A 24,530-nucleotide genomic window follows, 5' to 3' on the forward strand; every position below is an offset into this window, starting at 1 on the left:
CGGGCAGACCCGGGCCGTGGTGTCACGCCGTGAGGGCGGCGTGAGGTCCCGCTAGAGCTTGGTCCACGCCTCGGTGAGCACCGAGCGCAGGATCCCCTCGATCTCGTCGAAGGTGCCCTGGTCGGCGATCAGCGGCGGGGCGAGCTGGATGACCGGGTCGCCGCGGTCGTCGGCACGGCAGTATAGGCCGTTGTCGAACAGCGCCTTGGACAGGAAGCCGTACAGGACGCGCTCGGTCTCCTCGTCCGTGAAGGACTCCTTGGTGACCTTGTCCTTGACGAGCTCGATGCCGTAGAAGAAGCCGTTGCCGCGGACGTCGCCGACGATCGGCAGGTCGTGCAGCTTCTTCAGCGTCGAGAAGAAGGCGTCCTCGTTGTCCAGGACGTGCTGGTTGAGGCCCTCCTTGTCGAAGATGTCGAGGTTGGCGATGGCGACCGCCGACGACACCGGGTGGCCACCGAAGGTGTAGCCGTGCAGGAAGGTGTTGTCGCCCTTGTAGAACGGCTCCGCGATGCGGTCGGAGACGATGCAGGCGCCGATCGGGGAGTAGCCCGAGGTCATGCCCTTGGCGCAGGTGATCATGTCCGGGACGTAGCCGAACTTGTCACAGGCGAACATCGTGCCGAGGCGGCCGAAGGCGCAGATCGTCTCGTCGGAGACGAGCAGCACGTCGTACTGGTCGCAGATCTCGCGGACCCGCTGGAAGTACCCGGGCGGCGGCGGGAAGCAGCCGCCGGCGTTCTGCACCGGCTCCAGGAAGACGGCGGCGACGGTGTCGGGGCCCTCGAAGAGGATCTGCTGCTCGATCTGGTCGGCGGCCCAGCGGCCGAAGGCCTCCGGGTCGTCGCCGTGGATCGGGGCGCGGTAGATGTTGGTGTTCGGCACCTTGTGCGCGCCGGGGACCAGCGGCTCGAAGGGGGCCTTGAGGGCCGGCAGGCCGGTGATGGACAGGGCGCCCTGCGGGGTGCCGTGGTAGGCGACCGCGCGCGAGATGACCTTGTACTTGGTGTGCTTGCCCTGCAGCTTGAAGTACTGCTTGGCGAGCTTCCAGGCGGTCTCGACGGCCTCTCCGCCACCGGTGGTGAAGAAGACCTTGTTCAGGTCGCCCGGGGCGTAGTCCGCGAGGCGCTCGGCCAGCTCGACGGCCTTGGGGTGCGCGTACGACCACACGGGGAAGAACGCGAGCTCCTGGGCCTGCTTGTACGCGACCTCGGCCAGCTCCTGGCGGCCGTGTCCGGCGTTGACCACGAAGAGGCCCGCGAGACCGTCGAGGTAGCGCTTGCCCTTGTCGTCGAAGATGTAGGTGCCCTCGCCACGCACGATGGTGGGAACGGGCGAGTTCTCGTACGACGACATGCGGGTGAAGTGCATCCACAGGTGGTCGTAGGCGGTCTTGGAGAGGTCCTTGCTCACGGCTATCGGGTTCCCCACATATAGGTCTGCTTCTTGAGCTTGAGGTAGACGAAGCTCTCGGTGGAGCGCACGCCGGGGAGGGTGCGGATGCGCTTGTTGATCACATCCAGCAGGTGGTCGTCGTCCTCGCAGACGATCTCCACCATGAGGTCGAAGGAGCCCGCGGTCATCACCACGTACTCGCATTCGGCCATGGCCGTCAGTGCTTCCGCAACCGGATCGAGGTCGCCCTCGACGTTGATGCCGACCATCGCCTGCCGCCGGAAGCCCACGGTGAGCGGGTCGGTGACGGCGACGATCTGCATGACGCCCTGGTCGAGCAGCTTCTGGACGCGCTGCCGCACGGCGGCCTCGGAGAGGCCGACGGCCTTGCCGATCGCCGCGTAGGGACGGCGACCGTCCTCCTGGAGCTGTTCGATGATCGCCAGGGAGACGGCGTCGATCGTCGGGGACGAACCGGTTCCGGTTCTGGAGTCTGCGCTTCGACTGGCCACACCTCACTGTGCACCGAGACTCGTCGGTCTCGCAACCCCGGAGCGATGTAATTCGTTGTGTAAGGCTCCGAATCTCACTGAATCCGAAGTTGTGGGGGGTCGGGCCTGTTGAAAGCGTCAGCCGAGCGATTAGGCTGGGGTGTCTCACCCATCGGGACAGCGCACGAGGACGTGCGAAGTCAGAACGTGACAGGAGGGGTGGCAAGTGACCACCGAGCTGCGCCGGCTGCGTAACTACATCAACGGGGAGTTCCGCGACGCGGCCGACGGCCGCACGATCGACGTGATCAACCCGGCCACCGGCGAGGTGTACGCGACCTCCCCGCTCTCCGGCCAGGCCGACGTCGACGCCGCCATGGAGGCCGCCGCGGCCGCCTTCCCCGCCTGGCGCGACAGCACCCCGGCCGAGCGCCAGAAGGTGCTCCTCAAGATCGCGGACGCCTTCGAGGAGCGCGCCGAGGACCTGATCGCCGCCGAGGTCGAGAACACCGGCAAGCCGGTCGCCCTCACCGCGAGCGAGGAGATCCCGCCGATGGTGGACCAGATCCGCTTCTTCGCGGGCGCCGCCCGGCTCCTGGAGGGCCGCTCGGCCGGCGAGTACATGGAGGGCCTGACCTCCATCGTCCGCCGCGAGCCCGTCGGCGTCTGCGCCCAGGTCGCGCCGTGGAACTACCCGATGATGATGGCCGTGTGGAAGTTCGCCCCGGCCCTGGCCGCGGGCAACACCGTCGTCCTCAAGCCCTCGGACACGACCCCCGCGTCGACCGTCCTGATGGCCGAGATCATCGGGCGGATCGTCCCCAAGGGCGTCTTCAACGTCGTCTGCGGCGACCGCGACACCGGCCGCGCGATGGTCGAGCACCCGACCCCCGCCATGGCCTCCATCACCGGCTCCGTCCGCGCCGGCATGCAGGTCGCCGAGTCGGCCGCCAAGGACGTCAAGCGCGTCCACCTGGAGCTGGGCGGCAAGGCCCCCGTCGTGGTCTTCGAGGACACCGACATCGACAAGGCCGTCGAGGACATCTCCGTCGCGGGCTTCTTCAACGCCGGCCAGGACTGTACGGCCGCCACCCGCGTCCTCGTCCACGAGTCCATCCACGACGAGTTCGTCTCCGCCCTCGCCAAGGCCGCCGCCGCGACCAGGACGGGGCAGCCGGACGACGAGGACGTGCTGTACGGCCCGCTCAACAACGCCAACCAGCTCAAGCAGGTCTCCGGCTTCATCGACCGCCTCCCGGCCCACGCCAAGGTCGAGGCCGGCGGTCAGCGGGTCGGCGACAAGGGCTACTTCTACGCCCCGACCGTCGTCTCCGGCCTCAAGCAGGACGACGAGATCGTCCAGAACGAGGTCTTCGGCCCGGTCATCACCGTCCAGTCCTTCACGGACGAGGCCCAGGCCCTGGAGTACGCCAACGGCGTCGAGTACGCCCTCGCCTCCTCCGTCTGGACCAAGGACCACGCGCGCGCGATGCGCATGTCCAAGGCGCTCGACTTCGGCTGCGTGTGGATCAACACCCACATCCCGCTGGTCGCCGAGATGCCCCACGGCGGCTTCAAGAAGTCCGGCTACGGCAAGGACCTCTCGGGCTACGGCTTCGAGGACTACACCCGGATCAAGCACGTCATGACCTCCCTCGGCTGATCCGCCGAACGGCCGGCCGGCGCACCGGCCGGCCCGTCGCGCGGCCCCGGCACCCCGGTCGACAGGGTGTCGGGGCCGCGGCGCGCCGTCCGGACGGAGCGTCCATTGCCGTGGGGGCCGACCGGCCGGGATGCTGCCCGGATGAGAGCGACAGCCAGGAAGAACACGTCCCGCCGGTCCCTGCTGCGCGGCATCGGCGGTGCCGGGGCCGCCGCCCTGCTCGCCGGGTGCGGGGTCCCCGCCGCCTTCGTCGAGGAGGGCGACCGGGCCGCCGCCCGGGACCTCTCGGCCCGCGACCGCATCCTCGACTTCGCCAACTGGCCGCTCTACATCGACACCGACGAGGACGACGAGTCGAGGCGCCCCACCCTGGAGTCCTTCCGGAAGCGGACCGGGATATCCGTCCGCTACACCGAGGAGATCAACGACAACGACGAGTTCTTCGGCAAGATCAGCCCCTCCCTGATGAACCACCAGGAGACCGGGCGCGACCTGATCGTCCTCAGCGACTGGATGGCCGCCCGCTTCGTCCGCCTCGGCTGGGTCCAGGAGATGGACCGCGCCGCCCAGCCGAACGTCGCGGCGCACCTCGACCCGCAGTTGCGCTCGCCCGCCTTCGACCCCGGCCGGCTGCACACCGTGCCCTGGCAGTCCGGCATCACCGGCATCGCGTACAACCGCAGGAAGCTGGGCCGCGAGCTGCGCTCCGTCAAGGAGCTGTGGGCCGACGACCTGCGCGGGAAGGTCACCCTGCTGTCCGGGCTCGACGAGTCCTTCGCCCTGCTCATGCTGGGCGACGGCGTCGACGTGACCCGCTGGACCGCCGACGACTTCCACGCCGTGTGCGAGCGGACCGAGCGGCTCGTCCGCGCGAAGCACATCCGCCGCTTCACCGGCAACGACTACATCAAGGACCTCTCCACCGGCGACGTCCTGGCCTGCCAGGCGTACTCCGGCGACGTCATCCAGCTCCGGGCCGACAACCCGGACATCGAGTTCGTCGTCCCCGAGGAGGGCGCCGAGCTCTGGGCCGAGTCCCTCATGGTCCCCAACCTCGCCCGGCACAAGACCAACGCCGAGAAGCTGGTCGACCACTACTACGAGCCCGAGGTCGCCGCCGGGCTCGCCGCCTGGGTCAACTACGTCTGCCCCGTGCCGGCCGCGCAGCGGGTCCTCGCGGACTCCGGCGACGAGGAGCTGGCCGCGCTCGCCGAGGACCCGCTGATCTTCCCCGACTCCGCCATGCGGAGCCGGCTCGCCATCGCCCGGGACATCACCGCCGAGGAGCGCCTCACCTTCGCCAAGAAGTGGAACTCGATCGTGGGGCTGTGAGTCGGTCCCGGTGTGACGGGCCCACGCCCCGGCCCTCGTGTCGCGCACGGCCCGTTCCGCTCTTTTTGAACGTGTTCCAAAAAACGGCACCCCGGCTTTTGAACACGTTCAGAGCGGGCGTACGGTGTCCCCATGAGCGATACGAACGGGCCGAGGGCCCTTGTCGAGCGCATCCGTCGGTGGCTGGTCCTCTTCGTCGTCTGTCTGGTCCTGAGCGGGCTCACCGCCTTCCCGCTCGTCACCGAACTCCGGCTCCTCGACTCCGCGTTGACCGGCTGGGCCGCGCCCGTGGGCGACGCCCTGCCCGGCCTCGCCGAGTGGATCCACCGGGTCCGGGGAGGCCTGGAGACCACCGACCGGGACGCCCCCTACCTCCTCTACGGCAACGACTGGCTGGCCTTCGCCCACCTCGTCATCGCCGTCGCCTTCCACGGCGTCTGGCGCGACCCCGTCCGCAACGTCTGGGTCGTCGAGTTCGGCATGATCGCCTGCGTCGGCATCGTCCCGCTCGCCCTGATCTGCGGCCCGATCCGCGGCATCCCCTTCTGGTGGTCGGTCGTCGACATGTCCTTCGGCGTCTTCGGCATCCTGCCGCTGCTCCTCGTCCGCCGGCTGATCAAACGCCTGGAGGCCGCCACGGCGACGGCTCCGGAGGCCGTCCCCGCGTAGCCGCCCCGCACCCCTACGGCTTGCGGCCCACCGCGCCGAACTGGGCCACCGCGTCGCCCTCCTCGGAGCGCCAGCGGGAGCAGGAGACGATGCCCGGCGGGAGCGGGTCGAGGCCGTCCAGGAAGGAGGCGAACTCGGCGCGGGTGCGGGCGGTGATCGGCGGGGTCGCGTTCTCGTTCCAGAACGCCATCGCCGCCTCGTTGCCCTCGCCGCCGAGCTCCGGCTCCAGGGTGGGGTGCGTGAGGACCAGGAAGCTGCCGGAGGGGACGGCGGCCATCAGGGCCCGCACGATGGAGCGGGCCTCGTCGGTGTCCATCACGAAGTTGAGGATGCCGAGCATCATCACCGCGACCGGCCGGGAGAGGTCGAGGGTGGCCGAGGCCGCCGCCAGGATCCGCTCCGGGTCGTGCGCGTCGGCGTCGACGTACTCGGTGACGCCCTCCGGGGAGCTCGTCAGGAGCGCGCGGGCGTGGGTGAGGACGATCGGGTCGTTGTCGACGTAGACGATCCGGGCCTCCGGCGCGACCCGCTGCGCCACCTCGTGGGTGTTGTCGGCGGTCGGCAGGCCGGTGCCGATGTCCAGGAACTGCCGGACGCCCTCCTCGGCGGCCAGGTGGGTCACCGCCCGGCCGAGGAACGCCCGGTCGGCGCGCGCCACTTCGCCGATGCTCGGATAGAAGCCGGTGACCTGCGCGCCGACCGCGCGGTCGACCGGGTAGTTGTCCTTGCCGCCCAGCCAGTAGTTCCACACGCGGGCGTTGTGGGCGATGTCGGTGCGGATCCGGTCGGTCACGCTGCCGTTCGTCCCGCTGCTCGCGGTCCCGTTCTCGTCGGCGCTGTCGTGCACGCTGTCGTTCACCTCAGGAGTCCTCTCGCAGGACGGCGGCGAGGGCGTCGACGCGGTTCGTGGTGATCGCGTCCGTCCCGTTCGTGATCAGCTTACGCATGGTGCGCTTGGTGTCCGCCGTCCAGGCCGACAGGAGCAGCCCGTCCCGGTGCACCCGCTCGGCCAGCTCCCGACTCACCAGACCGAAGCGGTAGTTGAGCCAGCGCGGGCGCACGGCATCGAGGAGCACCGGCCGGGGCGGCGCGAGCGAGGTCCAGGTCAGGGCGATCTCGGCGGCCGGGTCGGCGGCCCGCACCTGGAGCATGGCGACGGTCCCGGCGCAGTAGGAGACCCGCTCCCCGGCCCCGCACTCGCGGACCGTGCCGACGATCTTCCGGACCGAGTGCTCGTTGCCGCCCGGCAGGTCCAGCATCAGCCGGTGGTCCCCGGCGGTCAGCAGCGCCTCCCGCAGGGTCGGCACCCCGTCCGCCGTCACCTCCCGCACCTGCTCGTACGAGAGCGCGGAGAGCGCCCGGTCCGCGCCCCAGAGGCGCTTGAGGGTGTCGTCGTGCAGGAGGACGGGCACCCCGTCCTTCGTCAGCCGGACGTCGACCTCGACCGCGTCCGCGCCCCGTTCGATCGCCGAGGAGATCGAACGGAGCGTGTTCTCGCGGAAGCGGTACGGGTCGCCGCGGTGACCTACGACAGTGACGGATCGCATGGGGCCATTGTCGCCGGGACGTCCGCCGGTGTCGTCGGCGCGTCGGCCCCGGCGGCCCTCCGTGTCGTCAGCGGGCCGGCCACGCCTCGGTGTACGCGTCGATCTCGGCGGCGATCCGGGCCTTGCCGGCCGCGTCCAGGAAGGAGGCCTCCACCGCGTTCTTGGCGAGGGCGGCGAGGCCGCGCTCGTCGAGGTCCAGGAGCCGGGCGGCGACCGCGTACTCGTTGTTCAGGTCGGTGCCGAACATCGGCGGGTCGTCGCTGTTGACGGTGACCAGGACCCCCGCGTCCACCATCTTCCGGATCGGGTGCTCGTCCAGGGTGGCGACGGCCCGGGTGGCGATGTTGGAGGTCGGGCAGACCTCCAGGGCGATCCGGTGCTCGGCCAGGTGTGCCAGGAGCTCCGGGTCCCGGACCGAGCTGGTGCCGTGGCCGATGCGCTCGGCGCCCAGCTCGCGGATCGCGTCCCAGACGGTCTCCGGGCCGGTCGTCTCGCCCGCGTGCGGCACGGAGCGCAGACCGGCCGCCCGGGCCCGGTCGAAGTACGGCTTGAACTGGGGGCGCGGCACCCCGATCTCCGGGCCGCCGAGGCCGAAGGAGACCAGGCCCTCCGGGCGCAGCCCCTCGGTGGTGGCGAGCCGCGCGGTCTCCTCGGCGGCTTCGAGCCCGGCCTCGCCGGGGATGTCGAAGCACCAGCGCAGGACCGTGCCGAACTCCGCCTCGGCCGCCTTGCGGGCGTCCTCGATCGCGTCCATGAACGCGTTCTCGTCGATGCCCCGGCGGGTGGAGGAGTAGGGGGTGATGGTCAGCTCGGCGTAGCGGATGTTCTGCCGGGCCATGTCCCGGGCGACCTCGAAGGTCAGCAGCCGGACGTCCTCGGGGGTGCGGACCAGGTCGACGACCGACAGGTAGACGTCGATGAAGTGCGCGAAGTCGGTGAACGTGAAGTAGTCGGCCAGGGCCTCCGGGTCCGTGGGGACCTTGGAGTCCGGGTGACGGGCCGCGAGCTCGGCGACGATCCGGGGCGAGGCGGAGCCCACGTGGTGGACGTGCAGCTCGGCCTTGGGAAGGCCCGCGATGAAGGGGTGCAGATCGGTCATCGGGTCATCGTAGGCCGGACGGTTCCCCCGCAGGAGTGAGGCCTTAGCATGACGTGACCACGATGGGGGAGGCCCATGTCTGACAATCGAGACCAGCAGCCGGGCGGCTACGACCCGGCGGACCCGTGGGCTCCGCCGAACCGCGACGGGGTGGAACTGAGCAAGCCGGCGGCGCCGTCGTCCCCGCCGGTGCACGACCAGCAGACCGTGACGTCCATGCCGGCGGCGCCCGGCCCCGGCGGCGACGTCCCGCCGCCCCCGGTCGCGCCCGGCGGCCCGGCGGCGACGCCCGGCGGGTACGGCCATCCGGCGGACACCGCCGGGAGCTACGGCTACCCGGCCGCTCCGGCGCCCATGGCGACCTCCGGGTACGGCTATCCCGGGTATCCGGGGTACGGCGGCCAGCAGAGCTGGCCGCAGGCCCCCTCCAACGGCATGGGCACGGCCGCGATGGTGCTCGGCATCGTCTCGGTCGCGGGCTTCTGCCTGTACGGCCTGGGCGTGGTCCTCGGCGTCCTGGGCCTGATCTTCGGCATCATCGGCGTGAAGAAGGCGGGCCGGGGCGAGGCCACCAACCGGGGCATGGCGGTCGCCGGCATCGTGCTCGGCGCCATCGGCGTCCTGGTCGGCGCGGCCTTCCTCGCCTTCTTCGTCTGGGCGATCGCCCAGGACCCCTCGACCTTCGAGGACTCCGGCACCTCCGACGAGGACCCGTTCGCCTCGTCCCTCGTCCTGGAGATCACCCGCTGAGACGGCGTACGCGCCCGGAAGGGCCCCGCACCGGACACCCGGTGCGGGGCCCTTCGCCCTTTTCCCGGGGCTTTCCCCGGGGTCTTCCCCGAGGCTTTCCCCGTGACGTCAGGCGCTCCGCAGTCGTTCCCGCGCCTCCATGAGGGCGAAGCCCAGGAGGTTGAGGCCGCGCCAGCGGGCCGGGTCGTGGGCGCCGGGGTCGGTCGCGGCGAGCCCGATGCCCCAGATCCGGTCCACCGGACTGGCCTCCACCAGGACGCGGTCGCCGGTGCCGAGCAGGTACGCGCGCAGGGCCCCGTCCGAGGAGAACTTGTGGACGCAGCCCTCGACGACGATCCCGAACCGCTCCCGCTCCCACACCGCGCCGTCGAAGTCCCGCACGAGGCGGCCCGCCTTCTTGGCCTCGGCGGGGGTACGGGCGGTCAGCGCGGCCCGCTCGGCGTCCGCGTCCCCGAAGAGCCGGGCCTTGGCGGCCATCATCCAGTGCTCGGCGCTCGCGTACGCCACCCCGTCGACCGTGAAGGGGGAGGGCCACCACTGGCTCAAGCAGCTCGCCGAAAGGTGTCCGTCCGGGTGCGGACGGTGACCCCAGAAGTGCAGCCACTTCACCCTGTCACCCCTGCTGACCTGCTGTGTCAGCTCCTCGATCGCGCTCATGCATGGGAGTCTGGCATCCGCCACGGACACTCCGTACGGAGATTTTCCGGCGACCTCGACACATGGTCGACCGAATCCGTCGCGTAACCAAAAGGCAACAACGGAATCACTTGTTGGGTAGTCGTCCCTCTGTCAGGATCGGCACTCAATTCGAGCTGGGACAACGGAGAGCGTCATGGGCAACCGCTTCCAGGTGACGGACCGCTTCGCGGACGGCGCACAGTACATCGGCGGCAGGCTCCGCCCCGGAACGTCCGGCGAGGACCACCACGTGATCGACCCGGCGACCGGGAAGACCGTGTACACGTACGCCCTCGCCTCCACCGCCGACGTGGACGAGGCCGTGGCCGCCGCCAAGGCCGCCTTCCCGGGCTGGGCGGGCGCCACCCCCGGGGAGCGCTCCGACGCGCTGCACCGCTTCGCCGGCGTCCTCGCCGAGCGGGCCGAGGACTTCGCGCGCGCCGAGTCCCTCCAGTGCGGCAAGCCGCTCAAGCTCACCACCGAGTTCGACGTGCCCGGCACGGTCGACAACACCGCCTTCTTCGCCGGGGCCGCCCGCCACCTCCAGGGCCAGGCCGCCGCCGAGTACTCCGGCGACCACACCTCCTACGTACGGCGCGAGCCCCTCGGCGTCGTCGGCTCCATCGCCCCCTGGAACTACCCCCTCCAGATGGCCGCCTGGAAGATCCTCCCGGCGGTCGCCGCCGGCAACACGATCGTCCTGAAGCCCGCCGAGCTCACCCCCCTCACCTCCCTGATGTTCGCGCAGGCCGCCACCGACGCCGGCATCCCCGACGGCGTGATCAACATCGTCAACGGGGCCGGCCGGACGGTCGGCGAGCACCTCGTCGGCCACCCCGACGTCGTCATGACCTCCTTCACCGGCTCCACCCCGGTCGGCAAGAGGGTCGCCGAGATCGCCACCGCCACCGTCAAGCGCCTCCACCTCGAACTCGGCGGCAAGGCCCCCTTCGTCGTCTTCGACGACGCCGACCTGGAGGCCGCCGCCCAGGGCGCCGTCGCCGCCTCCCTCATCAACAGCGGCCAGGACTGCACCGCCGCCACGCGCGCGTACGTCCAGCGCCCCCTCTTCGACGCCTTCACCGCCCGCGTCGCCGAGCTCATGGACTCCGTCCGGCTCGGCGACCCCTTCGCCCCGGACACCGACCTCGGCCCGCTGATCAGCCACGCCCAGCGCGACCGGGTCGCCGGCTTCGTCGACCGCGCCCGCGCCTACGCCACCGTCGTCACCGGCGGCGAGGCCCCCGGCGGGGAGCTGGAGGACGGGGCGTACTACCGTCCGACCCTGATCACCGGCGCCGCGCAGGACAGCGAGGTCGTGCAGTCGGAGATCTTCGGCCCGGTCCTGGTGGCCCTGCCCTTCGACACCGACGACGAGGGCATCGGGCTCGCCAACGACACCCCCTACGGCCTCGCCGCCTCCGCCTGGAGCCGCGACGTCTACCGGACGGGCCGCGCCACGCGGGAGATCAAGGCCGGCTGCGTCTGGGTCAACGACCACATCCCGATCATCAGCGAGATGCCCCACGGGGGGACCCGGGCCTCGGGCTACGGAAAGGACATGTCGGTGTACTCCTTCGAGGAGTACACGCAGGTCAAGCACGTGATGTACGACAACACCGCGGTCGCCGCGAAGGACTGGCACCGCACGATCTTCGGGGACCGATAGCCGACCGTCGCCCGACCGGCGACGCAACCCTCCCGAAAGGGCACAGCGCATGGAGCAGTACGAGCCCGACAGCCTGTCCGCGGCGCAGCTCGCGGCGATACGCCGCAGTCTGACGAGCGGCCGGGGCGCCCTCAGCCGCCGTTCGATGCTGCGCGCGGGCGGCGTCGGCGCGCTCGCCGTCGGCGGCCTCGCGTCCCTGACCGCCTGCGGCATCCCGCCCGCCAAGCGGGAGGGCCCGGGCACCGCCTCCACGGACGACTCGGCCAAGGAGAAGACCGTCGCCTTCTCCAACTGGACCGAGTACATGGACGTCAGCGAGGACGAGAAGTCCCGCCCCTCCCTGGAGGCGTTCGAGAAGCGCACCGGGATCAAGGTCAAGTACACCGAGGACATCAACGACAACGTCGAGTTCTTCGGCAAGATCAAGCCGCAGCTCGCGGCCGGCCAGGACACCGGCCGCGACCTCATATGCGTCACCGACTGGCTCGCCGCCCGGATGATCCGGCTCGGCTGGGTGCAGAAGCTCGACCCCGCGAACCTCCCCCACGCGTACAGCAACCTCTCCGCCCAGTTCCGCAACCCCGACTGGGACCCGGGCCGGGCCCACTCGTACCCCTGGACCGGCATCTCCACGGTCATCGCGTACAACGTGAAGGCGACCGGCGGGAAGAAGGTCGACTCCGTCACCCAGCTCCTGGACGACCCCTCGCTCAAGGGCCGGGTCGGCTTCCTCACCGAGATGCGCGACACCGTCGGCATGACCCTGCTCGACCTCGGCAAGGACCCGGGCCGCTTCACGGACGCCGACTTCGACGCGGCGGTCGGACGCCTCCAGAAGGGCGTCGACAAGAAGCAGATACGCCGCTTCACCGGCAACGACTACACGTCCGACCTCGACAAGGGCGACATCGCCGCCTGTCTCGCCTGGGCCGGCGACATCATCCAGCTCCAGGCGGACAACCCCGACATCCGCTACTCCATACCGGCGGCCGGCTACATCACCTCCACCGACAACCTGCTCGTCCCCGCGCAGTCCCGGCACAAGACCAACGCCGAGAAGCTCATCGACCACTACTACGAGCTCCCCGTCGCCGCCCGGCTCGCCGCGTACATCAACTACGTCTGCCCCGTCGACGGGGTGAAGGACGAGCTCGCGAAGATCGACCCCGAGCTCGCGGACAACACGCTGATCCTCCCCGACAAGGCCATGGCGAAGAAGTCGCACGCCTTCCGCTCGCTCACCGGCGCGGAGGAGACGGCGTACGAGGAGAAGTTCGCCAAGCTCATCGGCGCCTGAGTCCGGCCTCGTCCACCCCCTCTCACTCCCCTGGGACCACGACCCATGACTGACAACACTGCTCACACTGGAAAGACCACGGGCGGCGGCGACGTCCGTCTCACCGGGATCAGCAAGACGTACGGCTCCTTCACCGCCGTCCACCCGCTCGACCTGACCGTCCCGCAGGGCTCCTTCTTCGCCCTCCTCGGCGCCTCCGGCTGCGGCAAGACCACCACCCTGCGCATGATCGCCGGCCTGGAGGACCCGAGCACCGGCACCGTCTTCCTCGGCGACACGGACGTCACCGACCTCCCGCCCTACAAGCGGCCGGTCAACACCGTCTTCCAGTCCTACGCGCTCTTCCCGCACATGGACATCTCCGAGAACATCGCCTTCGGCCTGCGCCGCCGCGGCATCAAGTCGGTCAAGAAGCAGGTCGACGACATGCTGGAGCTCGTCCAGCTCGGCGACAAGGCCCGGCACAAGCCGCACCAGCTCTCCGGCGGCCAGCAGCAGCGCGTCGCCGTGGCCCGCGCCCTCATCAACCACCCGCAGGTGCTCCTCCTCGACGAGCCCCTCGGCGCCCTCGACCTCAAGCTGCGCCGCCAGATGCAGCTCGAACTCAAGCGGATCCAGACCGAGGTCGGCATCACCTTCGTGCACGTCACCCACGACCAGGAGGAGGCCATGACCATGGCCGACCAGGTCGCGGTGATGAACGGCGGCCGGGTCGAGCAGCTCGGCGCCCCCGCCGACCTGTACGAGAACCCGCGGACCACCTTCGTCGCCAACTTCCTGGGCACCTCCAACCTCATCGAGGCCGAGGTCCTGGAGAGCGGTTCAGACGTGCTCGTCACGGCGGGCGGCGGCAGGCTCAGGGTCCCCGGCGGCCGCTGTACCCCCGCCGTCCGGGCGGGCGGCAAGCTGCTCGTGGGCGTCCGCCCCGAGAAGATCTCCCTCACGCACGCGGACGACGCCGGCGCGATAGCCGACGGCCGCAACCGCGTCACCGGCCGGATCGCCGACTCCTCCTTCATCGGCGTCTCCACCCAGTACGTGGTGAACTCGCCCGCCGGCGCCGAGCTCCAGGTGTACGAGCAGAACATCGAGCGCGACACCCGTCTGGTCCCGGGCGCCGAGGTGGTCCTGCACTGGAACCCGGCGCACACGTTCGGGCTCGACGCGGACCAGTCCCTGCTCGCGGGGACAGTGGGCGACGCGGGTGTGGAGAGCGTGGAGGACGCCGGATGAGCGCGACCCTCGTGAAGGAAGCCCCGCCGACGGAAGACCTTCCCGTACGCAAGCCCGCCACCCGCAAGCGGCTCGTCCCCTACTGGCTGCTGCTCCCCGGCATCGTCTGGCTGCTCGTCTTCTTCGCGCTGCCGCTGGTCTACCAGGCCTCCACCTCGGTCCAGACCGGCTCCCTCGAAGCCGGCTTCCAGGTCACCTGGCACTTCCAGACCTACTGGGAGGCCCTCCAGGAGTACTGGCCGCAGTTCGTCCGCTCCCTGCTCTACGCCGGGACCGCGACCGTGCTCTGCCTGCTCCTCGGCTACCCGCTCGCGTACCTGATCGCCTTCCGGGCCGGCCGCTGGCGCAACCTGCTCCTCGTCCTCGTCATCGCCCCCTTCTTCACCAGCTTCCTCATCCGGACCCTGGCGTGGAAGACGATCCTGGCGGACGACAGCATCGTGGTCGACGCGCTGAACGCGCTGCACGTCCTCGACGTGACGAGCTGGTTCGGCTGGACCGAGGGCGACCGCGTGCTCGCCACCCCGATGGCGGTCGTCTGCGGCCTCACGTACAACTTCCTGCCCTTCATGATCCTGCCCCTCTACACCTCCCTGGAGCGGATCGACGGACGGCTCCACGAGGCCGCGCAGGACCTGTACGCCTCCCCGGCGACCACCTTCCGCAAGGTGACCTTCCCGCTGTCGATGCCCGGCGTCGTCTCCGGCACCCTGCTCACCTTCATCCCGGCGAGCGGCGACTACGTCAACTCCGAACTGCTCGGCTCGACCGACACCAAGATGGTCGGCAACGTCATCCAGTCGCAGTTCCTGCGGGTCCTCGACTACCCGACGGCCGCCGCGCTCTCCTTCATCCTCATGGCGATCGTCCTGGTCATGGTCACCGTCTACATCCGCCGCGCCGGAACGGAGGACCTCGTCTGATGCGCTGGATCCGCAAGAACCTCGTCGTCGTCGCGGGCCTGCTGACGCTCGCGTACATGATCCTGCCGAACCTCGTCGTGATGGCGTTCTCGTTCAACAAGCCGAACGGGCGCTTCAACTACTCCTGGCAGCAGTTCTCCCTGGACGCCTGGAAGGACCCCTGCGGCGTCGCCGACATGTGCCAGTCGCTGTCGCTCTCGCTCCAGCTCGCCGCCTGGGCCACCCTCGGCGCCGTCGCCCTCGGCACGGCGATCGCCTTCGCGCTCGTCCGCTACCGCTTCCGGGCGCGCGGCGCGATCAACTCGCTGATCTTCCTGCCGATGGCGATGCCCGAGGTCGTCATGGCCGCCTCGCTGCTCACCCTCTTCCTCAACATGGGGATCGAGCTGGGCTTCTGGACGGTCCTGATCGCCCACATCACCTTCTGCCTGTCGTTCGTCGTGACGGCGGTCAAGGCCCGGGTCATGTCCATGGACCCGCGTCTGGAGGAGGCCGCGCACGACCTCTACGCGGGGCCCGCGCAGACCTTCCTGCGCGTCACCCTGCCGATCGCCGCCCCCGGCATCGCCGCCGGCGCGCTGCTCGCCTTCGCGCTCTCGTTCGACGACTTCATCATCACCAACTTCAACGCGGGACCGTCCACGGTCACCTTCCCCATGTTCGTCTGGGGCTCGGCGCAGCGCGGCACACCCGTTCAGATCAACGTCATCGGCACCGCGATGTTCGTCCTCGCGGTACTGGTGGTCATGGCCGGGCAAATCATTACGAACCGGCGCAAGAAAACAGCAACAGCCTGAGCGAAGGCCGCCCAGGCACCGAAGGAGTTGGAAACCATGGCCCCAGTCGCCATGCGTCTCGCCGCCCAATCTCTCTCCGACGCCCAGCCCGTCCCCTTCTGGCTGGAAGACCCCGGCAAGCCCGGAGCCCTGCCCGCCCTCACCGGCACCGAGAAGTGCGACCTCCTCGTGGTCGGCGGCGGCTACAGCGGCCTGTGGACCGCGCTCCTCGCCAAGGAGCGCGACCCCTCCCGGGACGTCGTTCTGATCGAGGGGCGCGAGGTGGGCTGGGCCGCCTCGGGCCGCAACGGCGGCTTCTGCGCGGCCTCCCTCACCCACGGCTTCGGCAACGGGCTCGCCCGCTGGCCGGGCGAGCTGCCGAAGCTGGAGGAGCTGGGCGAGCGGAACCTCGACGCCATCGAGGAGGCCGTCGCCCGCTACTCCCTGGACTGCGACTTCGAGCGCACCGGCGAGATCGACGTGGCCACCGAGCCGTACCAGGTCGAGGAGCTGCACGAGGTGCACGCCGAGCTCGACCGGCTCGGCCTCGCGGACGGCGTCGACCTCCTCGACCGGGACGCGGTGCGCGCCGAGGTCGACTCGCCGACCTTCCTCGGCGGCCTCTGGGACCGCCGCGGCGTCGCCATGCTGAACCCCGCCAAGCTGGCCTGGGGCCTCAAGCGGGCCTGCCTCGGCCTGGGCGTCCGGATCTACGAGAACACCCCCGGCCTCGACCTGGTCTCCGTCGGCGCCGGCATGGGCGTGCGCACCCCGTACGGCAAGGTCCTCGCCCGCCGGGTCGCGCTCGGCACCAACGTCTTCCCGTCCCTGGTCAAGCGCGTCCGGGCCTACACGGTCCCGGTCTACGACTACGCCCTGACGACCGAGCCGCTCAGCCCGGAGCAGCTCGCCTCGATCGGCTGGAAGAACCGGCAGGGCCTCGGCGACTCCGCCAACCAGTTCCACTACTTCCGGATCACCGCCGACCACCGGATCCTGTGGGGCGGCTACGACGCGATCTACCCCTTCGGCGGCAAGGTCAGCGCCGACATGGACCACCGCCCCGAGACGTACCTCAAGCTGGCCGAGCACTTCTTCCACTGCTTCCCGCAGTTGGAGGGGCTCCGCTTCAGCCACGCCTGGGGCGGCGCGATCGACACCTGCTCCCGCTTCTCGGCCTTCTTCGGCACGGCCCACAAGGGGAAGGTGGCGTACGCGGCCGGGTTCACCGGCCTCGGCGTCGGCGCCACCCGCTTCGGCGCCGACGTGATGCTCGACCTGCTCGCGGGGGAGCGCACCGAGCGCACCGAGCTGGACATGGTCCGCTCCAAGCCGCTGCCGTTCCCGCCCGAGCCGGTCGCCTGGGCCGGCATCGGCCTCACCAAGTGGTCGCTCGCCCGCGCCGACGAGAACGGCGGCCGGCGCAACCTGTGGCTGAAGACCATGGACCGCCTGGGTCTTGGCTTCGACAGTTGACCGGCCACGTGACGTACGTCACAACCGACGAGTAGGCGAAGTCGCGTAAGAGCGGCCGCCCTCCCCGCTCTCTCCGTGTGGACACCGTGTCCACACGGAAGGAGAACGTCGCGATGACTGGTACGGGGGCCACGGGCGCCAGGAGTGCGGTGGAGTGGCTGCTCGCGGCCGCGCCCGATCCCGACGCCTGCCGGTGGGAGTGGGAGCGCAACCCGCACGGGGTCGCGCTCCTGCCCGCCGGCGTGCGCTGGGACGTGCTGATCCTGCCGGCCGGGCTGGGCTATCCCACGCTCGACGTGCTGACCCGCCTGGTGGGCCGTCCGGGCCCGGTCCTGGCCGACTTCGGCGACGCCCGGATGGGCTTCTTCGTCCCGCCGGGCACCGCCGCCCGCTGGCTCGGCACCGGGATCCGCAGCGCGGGTGCCGGGACCTGGATCGTCGTCCCGTACCCGGGCCGGGCGGCCGGGGCGGTGCGCTGGCTGGTGGTGCCGGACGGCTCGGGAACCCTCACCGACGCCCCGCTGCTGGAGCTGGCGATGCACGAGGCGGCGGGCCGACTGGCCGGGGGAGAGGGGGAAATCGACGGGCGCTGAGGGGGAGGGGCGGAGGCGTCGTCCGTACAGAGGTCTTGACCACTCGATTGGTCTGGACCATGCTGTGCCGCGCTCCCTTCGATTCCCCCACCCCTCGATCGTCCTTCGATCACCCTTCGATCTCCCTTCCCCCGGAGGCAGTTGTGGCCCGCTCCAGACCCCTCACCCTGATACTGGCGGGCGCCCTCGCCGCCGGTGGGCTCCTCGCGCTCACCCCCGGCGCCCAGGCCGCCGACGCCGAACTCGCCCGCAACGGCGGCTTCGAGGCCGGACTCGACGGCTGGACCTGTACGGCGGGCAGCGGCGCCGCCGTCTCGTCGCCCGTGCACGGCGGGACGAAGGCGCTCCAGGCCACCCCGGCCGGCAGCGACAACGCCCGCTGCTCCCAGACCGTCACCGTGAAGCCCAACTCCACCTACGCGCTGAGCGGCTGGGTGCGCGGCAGCTACGTCTACCTGGGCGCCACCGGCACCGGCACCACCGACGTCTCCACCTGGACGGGCTCGGCCCCCGACTGGCAGAAGCTCAACACGAGCTTCACCACGGGCCCCTCCACCACCTCGGTCACGATCTACACCCACGGCTGGTACGGCACCCCCGCCTACCAGGCCGACGACCTCTCCCTGTACGGCCCCGGCGGCGACCCGGTCCAGCTCCCCGCCGCCCCCACCGGGCTCGCGGCCGGTTCCCCGACCTCCACCACCGTGCCGCTGACCTGGAGCGCGGTCCCCGGCGCCACCTCGTACCACGTCTACCGGGGCACCACGAGGATCCAGACGGTGACCGGCACCTCGGCCACCGCGACCGGCCTCACCGCCTCCACCGCATACACCTTCCAGGTCAGCGCCGCGAACGCGGCGGGCGAGTCCCCGAAGTCCGCCGCCGTCACCGCGACCACCACCGCGGGCGGAGGCGGGGGCGGCAACAACGGCCTGCCCGCGCACGCCCTCGTCGGCTACCTCCACGCCAGCTTCGCCAACGGCTCCGGCTACACCCGCATGGCCGACGTCCCCGACTCCTGGGACGTCATCAACCTGGCCTTCGGCGAGCCGACCTCGGTGACCTCGGGCGACATCCGCTTCAGCCTCTGCCCGGCCACCGAGTGCCCGAACGTGGAGTCGCCCGCCGACTTCAAGGCGGCGATCAAGGCCAAGCAGGCCGCCGGCAAGAAGGTCCTCATCTCCATCGGCGGCCAGAACGGCCAGGTCCAGCTCTCCACCACGGCCGCCCGCGACGCCTTCGTCACCTCCGTCTCGAAGATCATCGACGAGTACGGGCTCGACGGCCTGGACATCGACTTCGAGGGCCACTCCCTCTCGCTCCAGACCGGCGACACCGACTTCCGGAGCCCGACCAGCCCGGTCATCGTCAACCTGATCCAGGCGGTCAAGACCCTCAAGGCCAAGTACGGCGCGAAGTTCGTCCTGACCATGGCCCCGGAGACCTTCTTCGTCCAGCTCGGCTACCAGTACTACGGCTCCGGCCCCTGGGGCGGCCAGGACCCGCGCGCCGGCGCCTACCTGCCGGTCATCCACGCCCTGCGCGACGACCTCACCCTGCTGCACGTCCAGGACTACAACTCGGGCTCCATCATGGGCCTGGACAACCAGTACCACTCCATGGGCGGCGCGGACTTCCACATCGCCATGACCGACATGCTCCTCACCGGCTTCCCGGTCGCCGGCAACACGGACCGCGTCTTCCCGGCCCTCCGCCCCGAGCAGGTCGCCATCGGCCTCCCGGCCTCCACCCAGGCGGGCAACGGCCACACCAGCCCGTCCGAGGTCAACAAGGCCCTGGACTGCCTGACCAAGAAGACCAACTGCGGCTCCTACCAGACCCACGGCACCTGGCCCGCCCTGCGCGGCCTGATGACCTGGTCCATCAACTGGGACCGCTTCAACCAGTGGCAGTTCTCGCAGAACTTCGACGCGTACAACTGGAGCTGACGGCCAGGATCCACAGCCCCAGGCAGAGGCTGGCCACCACGTCCAGCGGCCAGTGGTAGCCCCGCAGCACCAAGCCGGTCCCCGTCACCGCCGTCAGCACGGCGGCGACGGGGACCAGGCGGTTCGAGACGAGGAAGGCCGCGCCGAAGTAGGCCACCGTCGCGGTGGCCGTGTGGCCCGACGGGTAGTAGCCGTGCGCCCAGGGCTCCAGGGGCCCGGGCCGGGCGGTCCACTCCTTCAGCGGGATCACGAGCAGGGGTACGGCGGCCATGGCGAGCCCCGCGCACAGGGCGGCCCGCCCGCGCCCCCGCCACACCGCGTACGCCATCGCGCAGCCGAGCACGGGCAGGGCGACCGTCATGTTGCCGAGGTCGGAGGCGAGGTCGCTCAGGGGCCGGGGGACCGTGTCCACCAGGGCCCGGGACGCCCGCTCGTCGAGCCTGGCCAAGGGGCCGTGGACGAGCACCTGCCAGGTCACGACGGCGAGGGCGACGAGCGCCGAGAAGAGAGCCGGCCGCCCTGGAACAGGGGGGGTGGTTCCAGGACGGCCGAGGGGATCGGGCTGCCGCGCGCCCCGGGGGGTATGGGGCGTGCGGCCATCCGATCGGTGAGGAGTGCCGGGGCACGAGGCGCCGGCGGCGTGCGCGGAGGCACGGTGTGGACGGGGCTGGGGAGGCTCCGCCCGGGGTGTTTCTCTCATCCGTGGGAACCGTACGCCAGAGGAAGGGGGGCCGACAGCGGGAAACGCGTCCCGCCATCGGCCCCCCACAGAGTCTTCACACCGCGGCCCTCACGGGCCCGTGCGTCAGATCTGGGCGAACGCGTTCTCGATGATGTCGAGGCCCTCGTTCAGCAGGTCCTCGCCGATGACCAGCGGCGGCAGGAAGCGGAGCACGTTGCCGTAGGTGCCGCAGGTCAGGACCAGGAGGCCCTCCGCGTGGCAGGCCTTCGCCAGGGCGCCGGCGGCCTCCGCGTACGGCTCCTTGGTCGCCGGGTCCTTCACCAGCTCGATGGCGATCATGGCGCCGCGGCCGCGGATGTCGCCGATGGCCGGGAACTTCTCCTGCATGGCGGTGAGGCGGGCCTTCATGACCTCCTCGATGCGCTTGGCCCTCCCGTTGAGGTCCAGCTCCTTCATCGTCTCGATGGAGCCGAGCGCACCGGCGCAGGCCACCGGGTTGCCGCCGTAGGTGCCGCCCAGGCCGCCGCCGTGGACGGAGTCCATGATCTCGGCGCGGCCGGTGACGGCGGCGAGCGGCAGACCGCCCGCGATGCCCTTGGCGGTGGTGATGAGGTCCGGGACGACGCCCTCGTCCTCGCAGGCGAACCACTGGCCGGTGCGGCAGAAGCCGGACTGGATCTCGTCCGCGACGAAGACGATGCCGTTGTCGTTGGCGAACTTCACGATCGCCGGCAGGAAGCCCTTGGCCGGCTCGATGAAGCCGCCCTCGCCGAGGACCGGCTCGATGATGATCGCGGCGACGTTGTCGGCGCCGATCTGCTTGCTGATCTGGTCGATCGCCTGGGCGGCGGCCTCGGGGCCGCAGTTCTCGGCACCGGTGGGCCAGCGGTAGCCGTAGGCCACCGGCACGCGGTACACCTCGGGCGCGAACGGACCGAAGCCCTGCTTGTACGGCATGTTCTTCGAGGTGAGCGCCATCGTCAGGTTCGTACGGCCGTGGTAGCCGTGGTCGAAGACGACGACGGCCTGGCGCTTGGTGTACGAACGGGCGATCTTGACCGCGTTCTCGACGGCCTCGGCGCCCGAGTTGAACAGCGCCGACTTCTTGGCGTGGTCGCCCGGGGTCAGCTCGGCGAGCGCCTCGCAGACCTCCACGTAACCCTCGTACGGCGTCACCATGAAACAGGTGTGGGTGAAGTCCTGGAGCTGCGCGGAGGCGCGGCGCACGACGGCCTCGGCGGAGGCGCCGACCGAGGTCACGGCGATGCCGGAGCCGAAGTCGATCAGGCGGTTGCCGTCGACGTCCTCGATGATGCCGCCGCCGGCCCGCTTGGTGAAGACGGGCAGCGTGGAGCCCACGCCACCGGCGACCGCGTCGAGGCGTCGGGCCTGAAGCTCCTGCGACTTCGGACCGGGGATGGCGGTGACGACGCGCCGCTCCTGCGGGACAGCGTTCATGCGGGGCTCCTGGGGGTGATCTGGACGCACTTGTGGGTTTCCTCCGCAGGCTAGGCGGGGCGGAGGGGGAGAGGCATGCGCCGATCGGGAGTGGTGGCGGGTGTGTCGTTGTCCGGGATGGACAGGAAGCCTTACGGGAGGGTGCCGACGCGGTGCGCCGGGACGCGCCGGTGGGGATCCGGCCGCACGGGTGGTCGAAATCCCTCCGGGGCGCCGCGGGCCCACTAGATTGACGAGGGCACAGACGCGGCGACCTGGCTGGTCAGGGGGCAGGGGTTCATGGAGACCGACGGCACGTACGAGTCACGCGACACCACGGGGGGCGCGGTACCGCGCCCGGCGGGGCCGCCCGTACCGCCGCTCCCTCCGACCCAGGGGCCGCCTCCCGCGCCGCACACCGGCCGGACCCCGCCGCCACCGCGGCCGGGGACGGGCCCTCGGCCCGCCGCCCCGCCTTCCGTGCCGCCGCTCGTCCCGCCCAGGCCGGTCACCGCGCCCGGTGTCCCCCTCCCCGTGCCCGGCGCGGCCACCGCGCCCGTGGTCGCCTGGCTCGACGCCCCCCGGCCCGGGGCGGCGCCCGGCATCTGGCGGTTCCGGCACGTGCCACCGCCGCCGCCCCGGGAGGCCCGTCGACTCGCGCCCGTCACCGTGGCCGGACTCCTCATCCCCCTGGTGGTGGGACTGCTCCTGTGGTCGGCCTGGCGGCGCGGCGCCGTTCCCTACCAGTCCGTCCCGCTGATCGCCTTCACCCCCGCCGACTGGTGGTACCCCGGGACCACCTCGCCCCGCGACTGGCACGGCGAGGAGGCCCGGGCCGTCTACGACGGCGTCTTCTTCGCGGTGCTCCTCTACGCGATCGCCCGGCTCGGGGCCTGGGCCGAACTCGCCCGCCACCTGCTCGCCGACCGCCGCCCTCCCGCGCGCGCCGGACTCACGGCCGGCGCGGCCCTGATCGCCCTGACGTTCGTCTGGCCCCGCGCCTTTCCCGGCATCGGCTGGGAGGCGCTGCCGGTCTCCAGGCCGGTGTTCTCCCTCGTGACGCTGATCGGCGGCGGGTACGACGTCCTCACCTCACCGGTTCTCGTGTACACCGTCTACGCGCTGATCGGGGCGGCCGTCCTGTGGCCCTTCGCCCGTCTCGGCGCCTGGCCCGCCTTCGTCCGTGAGCGGCTGCGCTCCCGCGCCGCCACCGCCGCCCCGCCACCCGACCGGGTCGTGCCCGCCCCCCTCTCACAGTGGCCCGAGCTGAGGGCGGCGGGGGAGTGGCGGACCGCGGACCTGCTCGCCGGCGAACTCGCCGCCGGGCGCATGAACGACGTGGACTGCGCACGGATCCGCAGGAACCTGGAGCGGGGCCGGAGCGACGCGGGGGGTCTCGCCTCCTTCGTCGACACCGTGCTCCGCCGGGGCGCGGCGTCCTGGGCGCACCCGTCGGGCGACCGGGACCTGCCGGTCCGTGCCGCCGCCCACGACCTCCTGCTGGGCCAGGTCCGCATCGGACGCTGCGCGGCCGAGGAACGGAACCCGGCCGCCTACCGGGGCGCCGGTCTGGCCCTCGACCCGTCCGCGCTCGGCACCTCCCTGCTCGTCGTGGGGCCCTCCGGCATCGGCGGGACGGGCCGTCCGACCGGCCCGGTCGTCGAGTCCCTCACCCTCCAGGCGCTCACCGGCACCTGCGCGGTCGTCGCCGTCGGCACGGCGGAAACGCCCTTCGGGCCCGAGACGGCGTACGACGTCGTGATCCGGCCGGGCGACCCGTCCTCGCCGTACGACCTCGACCCGTACGCCGGCCTCACCGACCCCGACGAGGCCGCGGCCCTGCTCGCCGAAGGTCTGGCGGGGGACATCGAGAACGTCGACGCCCGGCGCGCGGCCACCGTCCTCGCCCAGCTCATCGGCCCCTACCGGGCGGCGCACGGCCGCTTCCCGTCCGTCCCCGTCCTGCGCGAACTGCTCGAAGCGGGTCCGGAGGCGCTGACGGCTCTGCTCGACCGGCTGCCGGCGGACGGCGCCGCCACGATGCGGCGCGAGCTGGAGGCGCGCATCCGACAGGCCAGCACCGCGGCCGACGCCGGGCCGCTCCTCGCGGACCGCCTGTCGCTCCTCGACCGGCCCGCGTTCGCCGAGTTCTTCGGTGCCGACGGAGGAGCCGTACGTCCGTTCTCGCTGAAGTCCGTCACGCACCACCCGCTGCGCGTCCGGATCGAGCTGCCCGAACACGGCCACGAAGAGGCGTCACGGCTCCTCGTCCGCCTGATCCTCGCCCAGTTCCTGACGGCGGCCCGGGCGGCCACCGGCCGCGCGCACTTCGTCTCCCTCGTGCTCGACGACGCCACCGGGGCGCTCACCCCCGGCACCGTCCGCTCCCTGCAGCGACTGCGTCCGTACAACGCCGGGGTCGTCCTCGGCCTCCGTACCCTCGGCGAGGTGCCCGAGGCACTGCACGGTCCGCTGCTCGGCGCCGTCGGCTGCCGCGTGGCGCTCTCCGGCATCAGCACCTGGGACGGCCGGGGCTTCGCCGAGACCTGGGGCAAGGAGTGGGTGGAGACCACCGAGGTGGCGCACCACACGGTCTTCGCCGACCAGCCCATGACCCGCTTCATCCACGCCCTGCGCAAGAAGATCACGGGCAAGGCCGTCACCACCGACGCCGTCACGACGCGGAAGGTCGAGCGCGAACGGTGGTCCGCCTCCGAACTCGCGCACTCCGTGCCGCCCGGCCACGCCGTCGTCTCCCTGAGCACGGTCGCCGGCGAGCACACACCCCCCCTCCTCGTCGACCTCCGCAACTGAGCACCCGCCCCCCACCCCTGGCACAATCGGGGGCGCCGCTCGGCTGAGCGGCGCCTC

At 71.3% G+C, this 24,530-nt stretch carries 21 protein-coding genes; 13 read left to right on the forward strand and 8 right to left on the reverse strand.

The genetic code is table 11. The annotated features are described in order from the left end of the window. Positions 1 to 51 precede the first annotated feature (51 nt). Positions 52 to 1,431 (reverse strand): aspartate aminotransferase family protein, encoded by a 1,380-nt coding sequence (locus tag ACFYNX_RS04855; protein ID WP_365546365.1) that lies wholly within the window; start codon positions 1,429 to 1,431, stop codon positions 52 to 54. Further along, complete coding sequence (locus ACFYNX_RS04860) at positions 1,416 to 1,907, reverse strand: Lrp/AsnC family transcriptional regulator (RefSeq protein ID WP_030217913.1); 492 nt, start codon at positions 1,905 to 1,907, stop codon at positions 1,416 to 1,418. Before ACFYNX_RS04860 ends, ACFYNX_RS04855 begins: the two co-directional genes overlap by 16 nt. A 205-nt stretch (positions 1,908 to 2,112) precedes the next feature. Between ACFYNX_RS04860 and ACFYNX_RS04865 the strand changes: the two genes are divergently transcribed. The 3 genes from ACFYNX_RS04865 to ACFYNX_RS04875 all read left to right on the forward strand — a co-directional run bounded on the left by ACFYNX_RS04865 (position 2,113) and on the right by ACFYNX_RS04875 (position 5,550). Next, positions 2,113 to 3,549, forward strand: a complete 1,437-nt coding sequence (locus ACFYNX_RS04865; protein ID WP_388657629.1) for a gamma-aminobutyraldehyde dehydrogenase — start codon at positions 2,113 to 2,115, stop codon at positions 3,547 to 3,549. 141 nt (positions 3,550 to 3,690) lie between these two features. Continuing rightward, positions 3,691 to 4,881 (forward strand): spermidine/putrescine ABC transporter substrate-binding protein, encoded by a 1,191-nt coding sequence (locus tag ACFYNX_RS04870; RefSeq protein ID WP_388657632.1) that lies wholly within the window; start codon positions 3,691 to 3,693, stop codon positions 4,879 to 4,881. A gap of 132 nt (positions 4,882 to 5,013) precedes the next feature. Next, complete coding sequence (locus ACFYNX_RS04875; protein ID WP_388657634.1) at positions 5,014 to 5,550, forward strand: hypothetical protein; 537 nt, start codon at positions 5,014 to 5,016, stop codon at positions 5,548 to 5,550. A 13-nt stretch (positions 5,551 to 5,563) separates the two neighbouring features. Here the strand turns inward: ACFYNX_RS04875 and ACFYNX_RS04880 are convergent, their stop codons facing one another. The 3 genes from ACFYNX_RS04880 to ACFYNX_RS04890 form a co-directional block, all read right to left on the reverse strand. Next, on the reverse strand, positions 5,564 to 6,343 hold the full coding sequence (locus tag ACFYNX_RS04880) for an SAM-dependent methyltransferase (protein WP_388657854.1): 780 nt from the start codon (positions 6,341 to 6,343) through the stop codon (positions 5,564 to 5,566). A 67-nt stretch (positions 6,344 to 6,410) separates the two neighbouring features. Then, positions 6,411 to 7,097, reverse strand: coding sequence for a glycerophosphodiester phosphodiesterase (locus ACFYNX_RS04885; RefSeq protein ID WP_388657637.1), 687 nt, complete (start codon positions 7,095 to 7,097; stop codon positions 6,411 to 6,413). Positions 7,098 to 7,164: 67 nt separating this feature from the next. Continuing rightward, positions 7,165 to 8,196: an adenosine deaminase gene (locus ACFYNX_RS04890; RefSeq protein ID WP_365546349.1), complete on the reverse strand. Its 1,032-nt coding sequence runs from the start codon at positions 8,194 to 8,196 to the stop codon at positions 7,165 to 7,167. 75 nt (positions 8,197 to 8,271) lie between these two features. Here ACFYNX_RS04890 and ACFYNX_RS04895 point away from each other — a divergent pair, with 75 nt between their 5' ends. Further along, positions 8,272 to 8,946 carry a DUF4190 domain-containing protein gene (locus ACFYNX_RS04895; protein WP_365546346.1) on the forward strand — a complete coding sequence of 225 codons (675 nt, stop codon included), beginning with the start codon at positions 8,272 to 8,274 and terminating at the stop codon, positions 8,944 to 8,946. Between the two features lie 108 nt (positions 8,947 to 9,054). Here the strand turns inward: ACFYNX_RS04895 and ACFYNX_RS04900 are convergent, their stop codons facing one another. Next, entirely contained in the window at positions 9,055 to 9,603 is a 549-nt protein-coding gene (locus ACFYNX_RS04900; RefSeq protein ID WP_388657640.1) for an NADAR family protein, read from the reverse strand. Positions 9,604 to 9,778: 175 nt separating this feature from the next. Here ACFYNX_RS04900 and ACFYNX_RS04905 point away from each other — a divergent pair, with 175 nt between their 5' ends. The 8 genes from ACFYNX_RS04905 (at position 9,779) to ACFYNX_RS04940 (ending at position 19,540) form a co-directional block, all read left to right on the forward strand. After that, a complete protein-coding gene (locus tag ACFYNX_RS04905) occupies positions 9,779 to 11,293 on the forward strand; it encodes a gamma-aminobutyraldehyde dehydrogenase (protein ID WP_388657642.1) in 1,515 nt (504 codons plus the stop codon). A gap of 49 nt (positions 11,294 to 11,342) precedes the next feature. Continuing rightward, on the forward strand, positions 11,343 to 12,590 hold the full coding sequence (locus ACFYNX_RS04910) for a spermidine/putrescine ABC transporter substrate-binding protein (protein ID WP_388657644.1): 1,248 nt from the start codon (positions 11,343 to 11,345) through the stop codon (positions 12,588 to 12,590). A 45-nt stretch (positions 12,591 to 12,635) separates the two neighbouring features. After that, positions 12,636 to 13,823 carry an ABC transporter ATP-binding protein gene (locus ACFYNX_RS04915; RefSeq protein WP_388657647.1) on the forward strand — a complete coding sequence of 396 codons (1,188 nt, stop codon included), beginning with the start codon at positions 12,636 to 12,638 and terminating at the stop codon, positions 13,821 to 13,823. After that, positions 13,820 to 14,746 carry an ABC transporter permease gene (locus tag ACFYNX_RS04920; RefSeq protein WP_365546331.1) on the forward strand — a complete coding sequence of 309 codons (927 nt, stop codon included), beginning with the start codon at positions 13,820 to 13,822 and terminating at the stop codon, positions 14,744 to 14,746. The genes ACFYNX_RS04915 and ACFYNX_RS04920 overlap by 4 nt, the downstream gene beginning before the upstream one ends. Further along, positions 14,746 to 15,543, forward strand: a complete 798-nt coding sequence (locus ACFYNX_RS04925) for an ABC transporter permease (protein WP_388657651.1) — start codon at positions 14,746 to 14,748, stop codon at positions 15,541 to 15,543. The genes ACFYNX_RS04920 and ACFYNX_RS04925 overlap by 1 nt, the downstream gene beginning before the upstream one ends. 36 nt (positions 15,544 to 15,579) lie before the next feature. Next, positions 15,580 to 16,998 (forward strand): FAD-binding oxidoreductase, encoded by a 1,419-nt coding sequence (locus tag ACFYNX_RS04930; RefSeq protein ID WP_365546325.1) that lies wholly within the window; start codon positions 15,580 to 15,582, stop codon positions 16,996 to 16,998. Between the two features lie 113 nt (positions 16,999 to 17,111). Further along, positions 17,112 to 17,591 carry a hypothetical protein gene (locus ACFYNX_RS04935; RefSeq protein ID WP_388657654.1) on the forward strand — a complete coding sequence of 160 codons (480 nt, stop codon included), beginning with the start codon at positions 17,112 to 17,114 and terminating at the stop codon, positions 17,589 to 17,591. Between the two features lie 143 nt (positions 17,592 to 17,734). After that, positions 17,735 to 19,540: a chitinase gene (locus ACFYNX_RS04940; protein ID WP_388657657.1), complete on the forward strand. Its 1,806-nt coding sequence runs from the start codon at positions 17,735 to 17,737 to the stop codon at positions 19,538 to 19,540. Here the strand turns inward: ACFYNX_RS04940 and ACFYNX_RS04945 are convergent. Further along, a complete protein-coding gene (locus ACFYNX_RS04945) occupies positions 19,491 to 20,240 on the reverse strand; it encodes a phosphatase PAP2 family protein (RefSeq protein ID WP_388657660.1) in 750 nt (249 codons plus the stop codon). The genes ACFYNX_RS04940 and ACFYNX_RS04945 overlap by 50 nt on opposite strands. A 105-nt stretch (positions 20,241 to 20,345) precedes the next feature. Continuing rightward, positions 20,346 to 21,680 carry a 4-aminobutyrate--2-oxoglutarate transaminase gene (gene gabT / locus ACFYNX_RS04950; protein WP_388657663.1) on the reverse strand — a complete coding sequence of 445 codons (1,335 nt, stop codon included), beginning with the start codon at positions 21,678 to 21,680 and terminating at the stop codon, positions 20,346 to 20,348. A gap of 279 nt (positions 21,681 to 21,959) precedes the next feature. Between gabT and ACFYNX_RS04955 the strand changes: the two genes are divergently transcribed. Next, entirely contained in the window at positions 21,960 to 24,473 is a 2,514-nt protein-coding gene (locus tag ACFYNX_RS04955) for an ATP/GTP-binding protein (RefSeq protein ID WP_388657666.1), read from the forward strand. Positions 24,474 to 24,530: the final 57 nt, after the last annotated feature.

This window comes from Streptomyces sp. NPDC007872, from assembly GCF_042868165.1.
Classification (GTDB): Bacteria; Actinomycetota; Actinomycetes; order Streptomycetales; family Streptomycetaceae; genus Streptomyces.